At 71.0% G+C, this 13,820-nt stretch carries 9 protein-coding genes and 1 pseudogene; 2 read left to right on the forward strand and 8 right to left on the reverse strand.

Annotated features, from left to right (window positions below; genetic code table 11):
- Positions 1–238: 238 nt before the first annotated feature.
- From OG953_RS38860 to OG953_RS38875, 4 genes and pseudogenes are all read right to left on the reverse strand, one after another.
- A pseudogene (locus OG953_RS38860) lies at positions 239–660 on the reverse strand (hypothetical protein); the annotation flags it as partial.
- Complete coding sequence (locus OG953_RS38865) at positions 639–833, reverse strand: hypothetical protein (protein WP_405690362.1); 195 nt, start codon at positions 831–833, stop codon at positions 639–641. The gene OG953_RS38865 and the pseudogene OG953_RS38860, both read right to left, overlap by 22 nt.
- Complete coding sequence (locus tag OG953_RS38870; RefSeq protein WP_405690364.1) at positions 823–2,910, reverse strand: SpoIIE family protein phosphatase; 2,088 nt, start codon at positions 2,908–2,910, stop codon at positions 823–825. Before OG953_RS38870 ends, OG953_RS38865 begins: the two co-directional genes overlap by 11 nt.
- 156 nt (positions 2,911–3,066) lie before the next feature.
- Complete coding sequence (locus OG953_RS38875; RefSeq protein WP_405690366.1) at positions 3,067–4,419, reverse strand: DUF6777 domain-containing protein; 1,353 nt, start codon at positions 4,417–4,419, stop codon at positions 3,067–3,069.
- 144 nt (positions 4,420–4,563) lie between these two features.
- Between OG953_RS38875 and OG953_RS38880 the strand changes: the two genes are divergently transcribed.
- On the forward strand, positions 4,564–5,841 hold the full coding sequence (locus OG953_RS38880) for a streptophobe family protein (RefSeq protein ID WP_405690369.1): 1,278 nt from the start codon (positions 4,564–4,566) through the stop codon (positions 5,839–5,841).
- Between the two features lie 9 nt (positions 5,842–5,850).
- Here the strand turns inward: OG953_RS38880 and OG953_RS38885 are convergent, their stop codons facing one another.
- From OG953_RS38885 to OG953_RS38895, 3 genes are read right to left on the reverse strand one after another with little or no spacing between them, the layout of a single operon-like run.
- Positions 5,851–6,900 (reverse strand): serine/threonine-protein kinase, encoded by a 1,050-nt coding sequence (locus tag OG953_RS38885; protein ID WP_405690371.1) that lies wholly within the window; start codon positions 6,898–6,900, stop codon positions 5,851–5,853.
- Complete coding sequence (locus OG953_RS38890) at positions 6,900–7,646, reverse strand: hypothetical protein (protein ID WP_405690373.1); 747 nt, start codon at positions 7,644–7,646, stop codon at positions 6,900–6,902. Before OG953_RS38890 ends, OG953_RS38885 begins: the two co-directional genes overlap by 1 nt.
- Positions 7,647–7,661: 15 nt before the next feature.
- On the reverse strand, positions 7,662–10,016 hold the full coding sequence (locus OG953_RS38895; RefSeq protein WP_405690375.1) for an FHA domain-containing protein: 2,355 nt from the start codon (positions 10,014–10,016) through the stop codon (positions 7,662–7,664).
- 217 nt (positions 10,017–10,233) lie between these two features.
- Here OG953_RS38895 and OG953_RS38900 point away from each other — a divergent pair, with 217 nt between their 5' ends.
- Positions 10,234–11,907, forward strand: coding sequence for a PHP domain-containing protein (locus OG953_RS38900; protein WP_405690376.1), 1,674 nt, complete (start codon positions 10,234–10,236; stop codon positions 11,905–11,907).
- A gap of 44 nt (positions 11,908–11,951) precedes the next feature.
- On the opposite strand, the gene pgm is transcribed toward OG953_RS38900, so the two are convergent.
- Positions 11,952–13,592, reverse strand: a complete 1,641-nt coding sequence (gene pgm / locus OG953_RS38905; RefSeq protein WP_405690378.1) for a phosphoglucomutase (alpha-D-glucose-1,6-bisphosphate-dependent) — start codon at positions 13,590–13,592, stop codon at positions 11,952–11,954.
- Between the last annotated feature and the right edge of the window lie 228 nt (positions 13,593–13,820).

Consider the following 13,820-nt stretch of genomic DNA (forward strand, 5'->3'; position numbering starts at 1 on the left):
CGACGGCCGTGACCGCGGTCACGACGGCCGCAATGGTCACGACGGCCGTAACGGTCACGACGGCCGTAACGGCCACGACGGCCGTAACGGCCACGACAGCCGCGACGACCGTGGCGGCCGTAACCACCACGCCGGTCGCGACTGACCCGACCGGCGAGCGCTCCCCGTCCCCGGAACGGCTGCCACCACCCTGATCGCGGCGCCCCGCGGCTGACCCGGCCGCGGGGCGCCGCACTTGTCAGTGATCGTCGGACCGCCGAGCGGGGCGCTCCGCATTGAGCGCGTCGACCGCCCCGCGGACGTCTCCGATCGTTGTGTAGTCGACGGCGACGAAATTCACCGGGCTGCCCCGCTGCTGCTCGCACCGGTGCGCACGATCGAGCACCCAGTCACGGGCGTTGACCTTGCCCGCGTCGATCCTGCTCCCGCCCGCGATGATGAAGTGGTTGAGCAGTACCACGGTGTGGGACCGTCGGCCTTCTCGGCGAAGACCACGAGCCGCCGGCCGCTGTCGAGCATCTCGCCCAGCGTCGGCCACGCCTTCGCGGGGTCGGGGTCCGGAGTGTGGACCAGATCCAGCAACCCGGCTTGCCGGAAGGCCCGCGCGGTGTCATCGCCGCTGATGGCGTCCTGGATGATCAGTGTGACGCCCTCGGTCGGGCGTCCAGCTGATTCCCCGACGCGGCGAGCGCCTGGGTGATGTCCCAGGTGCCGCCGTCGGCTGTGGTACGCAGCTCGGCCACGGCGGCACGGGTCCGGTCCGAGACCGCCGTCGGGGCCACGGCTGCCACGGCCGTGCGCAGCGGGTGCCGCACACCGAGGTCAGGACTCATCTGCCACGGACGGGATCTCCTGCTCGGTCCACAGGGCCTTGCCGTCGTGGCTGTACCGGGTGCCCCAGTGGGTGGCGAGCTGGGAGACGATGAACAGTCCGCGTCCGCCCTCGTCGACGGTGCGCGCATGGCGCAGATGGGGTGACACTCGGCTGCCGTCGTGCACCTCGCAGGTGAGCGAGCGGGCCAGGATCAGCCGCAGTTGGAGCGGAGGGGTGCCGTAGCGGACGGCGTTGGTGATCAGTTCGCTCACGATGAGTTCGGTCGCCTCGGTCGTCTCCTCGTCGAGGTTCCAGCCGTCGAGCCGGTCGCGCACGAGCGTACGGGCGATGGCGGGCGTGGTCCGGTCGTGGGCCAGATCCCAGGTCGCGACCCGTTCGGCCGGGACGACGCCGGTACGTGCGAGGAGAAGGGCGGCGCCTTCGGGACAGTCCTCGGCCGGAAGGGCGTAGACGACGTCGTCGCACAGGTCCTGCAGACGACGGCCGGGCTGTGCGAGCGCTTCCCGTACCCGGTTCGCGGACTCGTGGCCGGTCAGGAGGATGCCGGTGAAGAACGCCAGAACGCTGCCTTCGTCGAGCTCGAAGGCGGCGGTGGCGAACGGCGAGCTGTCGGTGGAGAAGAGCGAGGGTCCTTCGGGTACGTCCAGGGTGGTCGTGGTGCCGTCGGGCGTGACGAGGACCGGCGTCGGATGCCCCGCCCGTGCGATGGTGCAGGTACGCGAGAACGGGTCGTAGACCGCGTACATGCAGGTCGCCTTGAGCGATTCCCGCTGCAGCCGGTCGCCGGGCGGAAGCGAAGCCCGTTCGACGGCCAGGCGGCCGGCGGTGTCGCTCAGCCGGGCAAGCACTTCGTCCGGCTCCAGGTCGAGACCGGCCAGCGCGTGGATGACGGTCCGCAACTGCCCCATGGTGATGGCCGCCTGGAGGCCGGGACCCTCGACATTGCCGATGATCAGAGCGGTGCGCGCGCCGGAGAGGCCGATGGTGTCGAACCAGCAGCCGCTGTTGTGCCCGGGCAGCAGGACGTGTGCCGTCTCCACGGCGATCCGGTCACCGTTGTGCTGGGGGAGGAGCCGGCGCTGGACCGTCGACGCGATCACATGATCGCGCTCGTAGCGCCGTGCGTTGTCGACGCTCAGTGCGACATGAGCGGCTGCGGTCAGAGCGAGCGGGACATCGTTCTCCTCATAGGGCTCCGTCCCCCGGCACCGGTAGAGACTCACAAGACCGAGGACCGTGCCGTGCAGCTTCAGCGGGACCACGATCAAGGAGTGGGCCCGGGTCGCTTCGATCATCCGGGTGCTGTCGGGGTCCGCGTCGAGCCACGGTGTCCGGGGACCGATCTGGATGAGACGGGGCCGGAGATCCGACGCGGCCAGAGCGTAGGGGGTACGGGCGGGCAGCCTGCGCATCTCTCCGACCAGGCCGTCCCGGTGACCGTCGGGGCCGAGGCCTCGGACTGCCGCGCGGCGCAGTGGGACATCGCGCCCCAGGCGTCCGATCGGTGGATCCGAACCGCGCAGGACCTCGTCCACCACCTCGACCACGCCGATGTCGGCGAACACCGGAACGACGGCCTCGACGAGCCCCTCGCAGGTGGCCGCCACATCGAGTGACCTGCCCACCCGCGTGCGCACCGCGGCGAGACACGCCGCCCGGACGCGCGCCTTCTCCTGCTCGTTGATATCGACGACCGCGGCCAGCAGCCCGAGGGCGTGACCGTCCGCATCGTCCAGACGGTAGACGGACACCCTGAGGCTGCGATTGGGGCCGGGGGCGTCCTGGAGCCGGCCGCGGATCACGTGGTCGCGCGAGGCCACGCCGGTGACCAGCACTCCGCGCAGCATCCGCTCCGCTTTGTCCGGTTGTTCGAGGTGGTACGCGTCGGTGAAGTGACGCCCTGCAAGGAGTTCGGCGGGGACGACGTCGGAAAGGGGGTTCGCCCGCACCACCCGCAACTGCGTGTCCAGCACATGCAGGCCCACCGCGGACTGGGCGAACAGCGTGTGGAGGACCGCCGCCCCCATGCCGTCGACCGGAGTCGACCCGGAGCCCGGTGTACCGGCGTCCGACACGGATTCACCCCCATCAGGCTCCGTCCACCTCGCGAATCGGTGGGTAGGGACAAGCGTCGACGTACCCTGCGCGCTTCGCCACTGCTCAGTGGCAGACGGATTAACAGCCGCCGGGATCATGGAAGAACGACGGCTCACGCCGCTCAGCGCACCCTTCTAGGCGCCCGTCGGCCCGCCGGCCGACGGGGTGCCACCGGAGGCCGGCCGGGCGGGCGTCGGCACGGATTCCGGCGCGGACTGCGGCGCCACGGACTCGGGGGCCGACCCCGTGTCCGACGCCGGCGGTGGGGGCGGCGCTCCGGTGGACGGGGGCACCGGAGCCTGCGGTTCGGTGGTCGTGGACGTGGTGGGCGGCGAGGAGGCCGAAGACGGCGAGGACGGCGCGATGGCCGAGGAAGAGGACGCGGACGGTGGTTCCGAGGACGGGGATTTCGACGAGGTCGAGGACGAGGTCGACGTCGAAGGGCAGGGCCCGGTGGAGGCGCCAGGAGGCTGCGACGAGCAGGGCGAGAAGATCGTCTTGGAGGGCGGGGCGGTCTTCTTGTCATGGCCACCGGTGTCACCCGCGTCGCGCCTGAACCAGTCGCCACTCTTCGGGTCGAACATGACGAAGGCCTTCACCGCCTGCGGCGCCGGCTCCACCACCACGACATTCGAGGGGCGGTAGCCGGGCCACGCGTCGCCCATCAGCTTCACGCTGCCCTTCACCGCGACCGGCGGGAGCAGCGGGTTTCCGCAGGCACAGCGCACCCGTGGCACGCCGTGGTCGTCGACCAGGACGGCTGTGCCGGCCTGGAGCACCGCCTGAAAGCTGGTGGGTGCACCGTTGCGGTACCCGTGGTTGGTGACCCGGGTGTCCAGCCGCAGCTGGACCGGGGTCAACGAGCGCAGATAGCCGGGGACGCCGGAGGGATCGACCCCCAGGACCGACGCGAACGCACTGTTCTTGCCCGGATCGGCCGTGAGCGCGGAGATCTGCTTCTCCACGTCACAGCTGGAGACGTTACGGGTGCCTCCGTACAGCCCCGGCGTCGAGCCCTGCACCGCCTGCGTGACGTTCGCCGCTGTCGCGGACGCGCTGGGCAGCGGGGTCGGTGTCGTCGCCCCGGAACTGGTCCGCGCCGTCGAGGGGGTGTACGGATCGGGGCCGGTCGAGCCTGCCGCCTGCAGGAAGACCTCGCCGCCCGCCACCGATCCGCCGTCGGGGCGGGTGAGGACGACGGTCAGCACCACCGCGGCCACGATCACAGCGGCGATCGACGCCACCAGGGGCACCGACCGCCACCAGGGACGCCCGGGGCCCCCGCCGGAGCCGGAAGGCTGCGCCGCATGACGGGGGCCACCGGGGCCACCCGTGCTTCCGGAGCCGCCTCCGACCGGCGGTCCGGACGGAGGGCCGGAGGGACGGTGCGGCGGTGGCGGTGGCACAGGTCCCTGTTGCGTGGGGCCCGAGAGAGGGCCGGAGGGGGGTCCTGTGGGGCGGCCGGACGGCGGGGTTCGGTCACTCACGGGTTCTTCTTCCGGGCGGTAGGCATTGGTCCCGATTCTTCCCTTACGCACATATTGTGTGCCCCGTGCTCGCGAGGCCCGCAAGCCGACGCCGACCGGCTCTCCCAAGGGGCGGATGCCCGGCGCCGTGCCTAGCGTGGCCCCGTGAGCGAACAGGGAGCCGGGGACCGGAGCGGCACGGCACGCAGCGCCGCGCACGGCTGGGGCGACGCCCTCGTCACGGTGCTCGCCGGGCTGGTGGCCATGGCCGTCACGGCCGCGCTCGGACTGTGGGCGGCCGGCGCGACCGCTCTGCCGGACGGTGCGTTCCCGCGGGTCGTCGCGGCCGTCGTCGTGATGGCGGCGGGCGGCACGGTCGACCTCTCCGGGAACGCCGGGGACCTCGCGAAGACCCACGCGGACCTCTCGGTGCTGCCGCTCTCGGTGACCCTCGCCGGAGCGCTGGTGATCGCCGCGCGCTTTCTGCGTCCGCTGCGTCACCGGGCCGTCGCGGGCACCCGAGAACTGGCGGGCTGGGCCGCCCGGGTGGCAGTGCTCTGGGCGCTGGTGCTCATCGGCCTCTCGCTGCTCGCCCGCCAGACGTTCGCCGTCGCGGTCGGGGGCCCGACCGGCACCGTCATCAGCGACGTGTTCGACGCATCCTCCGAGGTCGGATTCCGGGCCGATGTCCTCCTCACCCTCGTCCTCGGCCTGATCTGGCTGGCAGGGGTTCTCGTCCTCGCTCTCCTCGTATCGCGGGCGGCGCCGCTGCCCGCCCGGCTGGTGCGCTTCCAGGAGTCGGTGCGCCCGGCCGCGTACTCCATGGTGGTGCTGCTGCTCGCATACGTCGTACTGGGACTGGTCGTCGGGCTCGTCGTCGCGGTGACCCGCGGTCACCCGGCCGAGACGTTCGCCGTGATTCTCCTGGGGCTGCCGAACCTTGTGTGGCTCGCCTTCACGCTGGGACTCGGGGCGTCGTGGGAGGGACAGGTGGACGGTCCGTTCGGGCTGCCCGTGCCGCATGTGCTCGACTCCGTACTCCGTGCCCCGGACATCTCCACCCTCGACGTCACCACGCTGGCCGATGCCGACGCGCGGTCCTGGTGGCTGGTGGTCGTCGCCGCGGTCCTGACCCTGTCCGCCGCGTTCCTCATGGCGATTCGTTCGCCCGCTCGGATGCCGCCCTGGCAGCACGCCGTGCACATGGCGGTGGGGCTCGTACTCACCGTGCTGACCATCTGCCTGACCGTCCGGATCTCCGCGCACTTCGGACTGTCGCTGCTGGGCATCGGGGATGTCGACGGCGGCCTCGGCGGGCAGGTCACTCTGCGCCCGCACGTAGGGAGCGCACTCGCTCTGGCCGCACTCTGGGGGCTGATCACCGGGTTCCTCGGCAGCCTGCTCGGCTCCAGGGTCCTCCGGCGCGGCGAAGTGGCCGGCTGACCACCGCGCCTACCGCCGGAGCCCGGGAAACACCGGCAGTGCCCACCGCGGCGGCCCGGGCGGCGGCCCGGGCGGTGGCCCGGGCTCCTGGGGCCGTGCGGCGATCCGCCGGTCGACCCTCGGCGGCGGATGGTTCTCCCGCGCACCGCCCCGGGCGGCCGAGCGCAGGGCGGCCACGAACTGCAGACATGAGTCGTACCGGTCGTCCGGGTTCTTGGCCAGCGCCTTCGCCAGTACGTCGTCCACCGCGGCCGGGAGATCGGGGCGCAGCCCGCTCAGGGGCGGCGGCGGGTCGAACTGGTGGGCCCACAGCAGAGCCATGTCGTCGTCGCGCCGGAACGGCGGTCCGCCGGCCAGGGTCTCGTGGACGACACACGCCAGGCTGTAGACATCGCACCGGCCGTCCACCGGACGGCCGGAGATCTGCTCGGGCGCCACATAGTCGAGCGTTCCGACGAACTGGCCCACCGAGGTGAATCCGGTCAGCGACAGCGACTTCTTCGTCAGGCCGAAGTCGGTCAGGTACACATGCTCGGGGTGGTCGCTGTCCGTGCCCGCCGCGACCAGGATGTTGCCGGGCTTGACGTCCCGGTGCACCAGGTCGTGATCGTGGGCGGCGTCGAGTGCGGACGCCACCTGCGCGGCGATCCGGACCGCCGTGCCGATCGGCAGCGGCCCCTCGCGGTCGATGCGGGCGCGCAGGTCCTGACCTGCGACGTAGCGCATGGCGATGTAGAGAATGCCTTCGGTCTCACCGGCCTCGAAGACCGGCACGATATGCGGATGGTCGATCGCGGCCGCGACCCGCGACTCATGGGTGAAGCGTTTACGGAATGTGTCGTTGCGCGCGAGTTCGGGTGCCAGCAGCTTGAGAGCGACCGTGCGGTCCAGCCGCAGATCCTTGGCCCGGTAGACCACCGCCATGCCACCGCGGCCGATCTCGCTCTCCACCACGTAGCTCGCGATCTGCTTCCCGATCAGACCGGAAGGCCTGCCGACAGGCAGGTCGGTGCCCCGCGAGGAGTGCGCGGCAGCCGGGGGCCGGGGCTCGCCGACCATCACCCGTCACCCGCCCGGGTGGGCGGATGCGAGGCGGGCGGGCCGGATTCGTCGACCGGGTGGACGACCTGTGTCAGCTCCTCGCCGTCCTCCTCCGGCGGCCGGTCCCGGGCCATCTGTTGTGGGCGGACGACCTGTGTCAGTTGCTCGTCGGCCTCTTCCGGCGCTCGGGCGTCGGCCAACTGCTCGGGCGCGACGGCCTGCGTCGGATCCGCTTCGACCGCCTCTGCCGGCCCGTCCACCGGGGCCCTGCTCGGCCTGCCCGGTCCGGCTGAGGCCGCGTAGGTGCTCAGCCCCGTCCCGTCGCAGTACACCCAGCGCTCGTGCTCGGCGTCGTACAGCCACACCGCCTCGCCGTCCACGACCATTCCCACCCGCAGCCCCTGCGTACGGCGGCGGAAGGTCTCCCCGTTGATACGCCCATCGGCCAGCTCCTCCGAGGCGCGCCGGTACTGGGCCAGCGACTCCTGGACCCGGGCCAGCAGAGGGCGCGGGTCCGCCGTACGGGCGAACGGCTGCCCGGCCAACGGCGGTCCGTGCGGTACGGAGACGAGCAGGCGGCCGTCGACCCAGGCCGACCAGCCGTTGGCGCACAGGACCTGCCCCCAGTCCCCGCGCCGGTCGATGAGCTGTACCGGGAGCAGCGGGTCGAGCGGTTCAGTGGGGCGGGACACATCCGGCGCCTCCCAGGCGGGCAGCCCGTCCTGGGGGACGACATGGGTCGGGCGGAACTCCGGAGTCACCATGGGCGCCTCCTTCCGCTACTTCCGCATAATGGCGGGTTCGTGCCTGCGCAGCAGCCGCACGACCACCAGTCCGAAGACGACCGACAGCACCACCAGCATCCCCATGTTCAGCAGCCACACCGCTGCGGAGTGCTCGAACAGCGGATCCGAGGTCACCTTTCCCGGCACGATCCTGGCGAGCCCGATGGTCCCGGCCATCGCCCCGAGCGCCCACCGGGACGGGACCAGCCACGCCAGCTGCTCCAGCCCGGGCACCCCGTGCAGTTTCAGCAACGCACCGCAGAAGACGACCTGGACGATGGCGAGGAGCACCAACAGCGGCATGGTGACCTCCTCCTTGCGCACCAGCGCGGAGACGAGCAGACCGAGCATCATCGCCGTGAACGACAACAGGGCCACGGCAAGCGTGATTTCGACCAGCGGTGGCAGGAGAACGCCCTTGCCGCCGGGGGCATTCAGGTCGACGCCCACCAGACCGACGAGGGTCAGGACCACGGCCTGCAGCACTGTAATGGTGCCCAGGACAACCACTTTGGACATCAGATACGCCGATCTGGACAGTCCGACAGCCCGCTCCCGCTGGTAGATCGCCCGTTCCTTGACCAGTTCCCGTACGGCATTGGCGGCGCCGGTCAGCACGCCGCCCACACAGAGGATCAGCAGCGCGTTGATCGCCGTGTCCTGGGTCAGCCGGCTGCCGGCCAGGGCTCGGGTCATCGCGCCCATCACGAACGGCAGAGCGATCATGATGGCCAGGAAGGTCCGGTCGGCGCTCAGCGCGGAGGCGTATCGGCGGACGAGCGTTCGCAGCTGAGCGCCCCCGCTCCGGGTCTTCGGCGGTGGCGCGACAGGGGCGACCGCGGCGTGCGGCAGCCGGGGCTGCGCGGTGGAGTTCGCGATGTACTGCCGGTGGAACGGGGACGCGCGGTACTCCGCCGACCATGCCCGGTCCCGGTCGTTCTCGAACGCCTCGAACGCCTCCGGCCACTGCTCGAACCCGAGGAAGGGGAGCGCGTCGTCCGGCGGCCCGTAGTAGGCGGTCTTCCCGCCGGGGGCGAGGACCAGCAGCCGGTCGCAGACATCGAGGCTGAGCACACTGTGTGTGACGACGATGACCGTACGCCCGTCGTCGGCCAGCCCCCGGAGCATGTGCATGACCGATCGGTCCATGCCGGGGTCGAGCCCCGAGGTCGGCTCGTCGAGGAAGAGCAGCGACGGCTTCGTCAGCAGCTCCAGCGCGACGCTGACGCGCTTGCGCTGGCCACCGGAGAGGCTGTGAATCGACTGCTCCGTCCGCTTTTCCAGAGCCAGCTCACGCATCACTTCGGCGACCCGGGCCCGGCGTTCGGACGGAGCGGTGTCGTGCGGGAAGCGGAGCTCGGCGGCGTATCCGAGGGCGCGGCGCACGGTCAGCTGGGAGTGCAGGATGTCGTCCTGCGGGACGAGCCCGATGCGATGGCGCAGCTCGGCGTAGTCGTGGTAAAGGTCGCGGCCGTCGTAGAGGACGCTGCCCTCGTCGGCCGGGCGGAGGCCGGTCAGTGCGTTGAGCAGGGTGGACTTACCGGAGCCGCTCGGACCCACCACGCCGAGCAGACACTTCTCGCCCACCGGGAAGGAGACATGGTCGAGCAGGGTCTTGCTGCCCCGGTCCACGGTGACCGCCAGGTCCTGCACATCGAGCGAGACCTCACCGGTGTCGACGAACTCCTGCAGCACGTCGCCGACCAGAGAGAACTCGGAGTGACCGATGCCGACGATGTCACCGGCGGCGACCGGGGCGCGGCCGACCAGCTGGCCGTTGAGATACGTGCCGTTGTACGAGCCGAGGTCGACGATCTCGTACATGCCGTCCGGATGCGCCCGCAGTTCGGCGTGCCGGTGCGACACGGTCAGGTCGTCGACGACGAGGTCGTTGTCGGCGCTGCGGCCGATGCTTACGTTATGGACGGGCCGCGGCCGCACGGTGGTCGGCTGCCGGAACGTACCGGTGGCCGCGGGCACGGAGACGCCGCTCGGGCGGTCGGCCGGATGCAGCGCGGAGGCCGGGGGTCCCTGGCCGACCAGAACGGCGCACGGCCCGTCCGCGGGGTGACCGAACCGGATGACGCTGCCGGGGCCCACGCCCGACTCATGGATGCGCCTGCCCTCCGTGTACGTGCCGTTCGTACTGTCCTCGTCCTCCAGTGACCAGTGGTCGGCCACCGGCCGCAGCACCGCGTGGTGCCACGAAACCCGTGCGTCGTCGATGACGATGTCGCTCATGGGGTCGCGCCCGACGTGGTAATCCCGGCTCGGACTCATCACAGTCGGTCCTGCGTCGGTTTCGAGAACGAGTTCGGGCGCAGTCGGCGCTTCAGGCCGTTCTCCCATGCCCAAATTGTAGCGATACGTGCCGTTGTATGCCCGGCGTCTCGCGCTGAACGGACTCCGCCCAGCCGGTCCGCAGCCACCGCATCCGGCGCGCCACAGGTGCGACCCCCGCCCTTCAGGCCGGGTTCACCCGACATTTCCGGAATCAAGAAACCCTGATCACTGCGGCGCCGCGATCCGGGCCGTTGCCGCCCTGGACTGAGGAGAACGTCGCGCCATGTCCCACCCCGTGCCCGAATGGGCCGACCCCCAGGTTCCCGCGGAGTCACTCGACCCGCAGGGTCTCAGCCGCCGAGGGCTGATGCGCCGAGCCGGTCTGTTCGGTGCGGCCTTCGTCGCCGCGTCGCTGCCGTTGCCCGCGCTGGCCGACAGCCGGGGAGGCCCGTCCCAGGGACTCGGTCACGGACACGCACCCGACCTGGTCTACCTGGTCGGCGATCACCACAACCACTCCGTCTACAGCCATGACGCCAAGTACACCTTCTCCCAGCTGGCCTCGGCAGGACAGAAGTTCGGCCTCGACTGGATGGTCTTCACCGAGCACAGCAACATCGGGCATGCCGAGCTCGGCGCCGCTCAGGAACACCGGGAGATCCTCAAGGCCCGCGCCGACAACAAACGCATGCTGATCTTCCAGGGCCTGGAGTGGTACATCCCCGGTGCCGAGCACTGCACCGTCTTCTCGCCGCCCGGACGGCATGAAGTCGACCTCCTCACCCGTTTCGAGGAAGCCTTCGACGGCAAGCTGCTCGGCTACACCGCCGGCGCCCCCACACACCCCGACACCGCGCGGAACGAGGCGCATGCGGTCGAGGCCCTCAAGTGGCTGGCCGAACAACGCCGCACCCGGTACGTCGACGACGTGCTCGTCCTCGCCAACCACCCCATGCGGCTCGGCATCGACTCCCCGCACGAGATGCGAGGCTGGCGCGACGCGGCCCCCGAGATCATGATCGGCATGGAGGGCGCCCCGGGCGCCCAGGCCGGGGCGATCCCGGGCTGGCACCCGGACACCAACATCCGCGGCGAGTACACGAATTCACCGTCCGCCGACTCCTGGCCCGGCTACCCGCGCGAGGCGTACGTCACCTACGGGGGCTTCGACTGGGCGACCGCGACCGTCGGCGGCCTGTGGGACGCGATGCTGGCGGAGGGCAAGCTCTTCACGATCACCTCCAACTCCGACGTCCACCGTGTCGCCCAGGACACCTGGGTCAACGGCGCCTGGCCGCCCGGCCAGAACTTCGACAACACCGGCCACGTCCCCGACCCGTACGACACCACCGAGCCACAGCCCGGCGGTGACTTCTGGCCGGGCCAGTTCAGCCGTACGCATGTCGGCGTCACCCGGTACGGATACCGGCATGTGATGGAGGGACTGCGGGCCGGCCGGGTCTGGGTCGACCACGGCCATCTCATCGACGGCATCGACGTCAAGGTGCGCGGCGAGCACGGCAACAGCGCCACACTCGGCGGCCGGCTGCGCGCCCGGCGCGGCGAGAAGCTCACCCTCACCGTCACGGTGACGGCCGCCTCCCGCCGCAATCCGTACGGTGTGCTGCCGCGCCTGGAGCACGTCGACGTCATCCGCGGCGCGGTCCGCGGTCCGGCCGCGGACCGCGACGACTGGCACGCCCCGGACACGCGGCTCGCCCACACCGCCGACGTTGCGGGCCGACGCGGCACGTACACCCTGCGCATCCCGGTCGGGCGCGCGGACGAGCCGTTCTACCTGCGGCTGCGCGGCAGCGACGGCAAGCGCCACGGAGAGGGATTCCTCGGTGCGTCGATCGACCCGCACGGCCCGCTCCCGCACGAGCCCGGCAAGGGCAACCCATGGCTCGACACCTGGTTCTACACCAACCCGGTCTTCGTGGACATCGTGCGCTGAGCCCGCCGAACGGCCGGGGCCGCCCGAGGCGGCCCCGGCCGGACTCAGGCGTCCAGCACCGCGGAGACCACGGCCTTGGCCTCCTCCTGCACCCGGCCGAGATGGTCGGCGCCCAGGAACGACTCGGCATAGATCTTGTACACGTCCTCGGTGCCCGATGGACGGGCGGCGAACCAGGCGTTCTCGGTGGTCACCTTGATGCCGCCGATCGGTGCGCCGTTGCCGGGCGCCTCCGTCAGCACGGCCGTGACGGGTTCACCGGCCAGGGTGTCGGCCGTGACCTGCTCGGGGGAGAGCCGTGCGAGAACTGCCTTCTGCTCGCGGTCGGCGGGAGCGTCGATCCGGGCATACGCGGGCTCGCCGAACCGGCCGGTGAGCGACGCATAGTGCTCGGACGGGGACTTGCCCGTCACCGCGATGATCTCGGAGGCGAGCAGCGCCAGGATGATGCCGTCCTTGTCGGTAGTCCACACCGACCCGTCTCGGCGCAGGAAGGACGCCCCGGCCGATTCCTCGCCGCCGAACCCGAGCGATCCGTCGACCAGCCCGTCCACGAACCACTTGAAGCCGACCGGTACCTCGACCAGCTCACGGCCGAGGCCGGTGGCGACCCGGTCGATCATTCCCGAGGAGACCAGCGTCTTGCCGATGCCCGCTCCGGCCGGCCACTGCTCGCGGTGGGCGTACAGGTAGTTGATGGCGACGGCGAGGTAGTGGTTCGGGTTCATCAGCCCGGCGTCGGGTGTGACGATGCCGTGCCGGTCGGCGTCGGCGTCGTTCCCGGTCGCGATCTGATATCGGTCGCGTTGCCCGATCAGCGAGGCCATCGCGTACGGCGAGGAGCAGTCCATCCGGATCTTTCCGTCCCAGTCCAGCGTCATGAACTGCCAGGTGGGGTCGGTCAGAGGATTGACCACGGTCAGATCGAGCCGGTGCTGTTCGGCGATGCGGCCCCAGTACGCGACCGACGCGCCGCCCAACGGGTCGGCACCGATGCGTACTTCCGCCGAGCGGATCGCGTCCAGGTCGAGCACGGACGGGAGGTCCGCGACGTAGCTGCCGAGGAAGTCGTACGTCCCGGTGGTCGACGCCGCCCGTGCGCGGACGTAGGGCAGCCGTCGTACATCCTTCATTCCGGCCGAGATGATCTCGTTGGCCCGCTCCTGGATCCAGCCGGTGGCCTCGGAGCCGGCCGGGCCGCCGTTCGGCGGGTTGTACTTGAACCCGCCGTCACCGGGCGGGTTGTGGGACGGAGTGACCACCACACCATCGGCGAGCTGCGAGGTCCGGCCCCGGTTGTGGGTGAGGATGGCGTGCGACACCGCCGGGGTCGGGGTGTAGCCGTCGGCCGGATCGATGAGCACGGTCACGTCATTGGCGGCGAACACCTCGATGGCGGTGATTCTGGCCGGTTCCGACAGCGCATGGGTGTCGGCGCCGAGGAAGAGCGGCCCGTCCGTGCCCTGCAGCGCCCGGTATTCGCTGATGGCCTGGCTGGTGGCGGCGATGTGGTCCTCGTTGAACGCGGTGGCCGTGGACGACCCGCGATGGCCGGAGGTACCGAACGCCACCCGCTGGCCGGGCTCGGCCGGATCCGGGTGCAGCGTGTAATAAGCGGTGACCAGCCGGGCCACATCGGTGAGATCCTCTGGCCGGGCCGGCTGTCCAGCTCGTTCGTGCGGCATCTGCCCACTCCTCCGTATCGGTCGGTCCTTGCGATCTTCGCCTCCCCTATTTTCGCGGGTGGCCTGCGCCGGTCCGCGACTGCCCCGCCATGGACACGCACCGGCGCGGAGGGGAGGGCCGGCCCGATGAACAGCCCAAATCCTGTGGAGGCGTGGCTCGGCCCGACATATGTTCGTCCAGGATGACGAGCAGTTCACCGCCGATGGCGACACATGGCGGGTTCCGGA

It is taken from the genome of Streptomyces sp. NBC_00057, assembly GCF_045041165.1.
Taxonomy (GTDB): domain Bacteria; phylum Actinomycetota; class Actinomycetes; order Streptomycetales; family Streptomycetaceae; genus Streptomyces.

Bases quoted from the DNA above. Each gene is read 5' to 3' on its own strand.
- OG953_RS38865 (WP_405690362.1), bottom strand. From the start codon at position 833: ATGAGTCCTGACCTCGGTGTGCGGCACCCGCTGCGCACGGCCGTGGCA.
- OG953_RS38885 (WP_405690371.1), bottom strand. From the start codon at position 6,900: ATGGTCGGCGAGCCCCGGCCCCCGGCTGCCGCGCACTCCTCGCGGGGC.
- OG953_RS38890 (WP_405690373.1), bottom strand. From the start codon at position 7,646: ATGGTGACTCCGGAGTTCCGCCCGACCCATGTCGTCCCCCAGGACGGG.
- OG953_RS38895 (WP_405690375.1), bottom strand. From the start codon at position 10,016: ATGGGAGAACGGCCTGAAGCGCCGACTGCGCCCGAACTCGTTCTCGAA.
- OG953_RS38900 (WP_405690376.1), top strand. From the start codon at position 10,234: ATGTCCCACCCCGTGCCCGAATGGGCCGACCCCCAGGTTCCCGCGGAG.
- pgm (WP_405690378.1), bottom strand. From the start codon at position 13,592: ATGCCGCACGAACGAGCTGGACAGCCGGCCCGGCCAGAGGATCTCACC.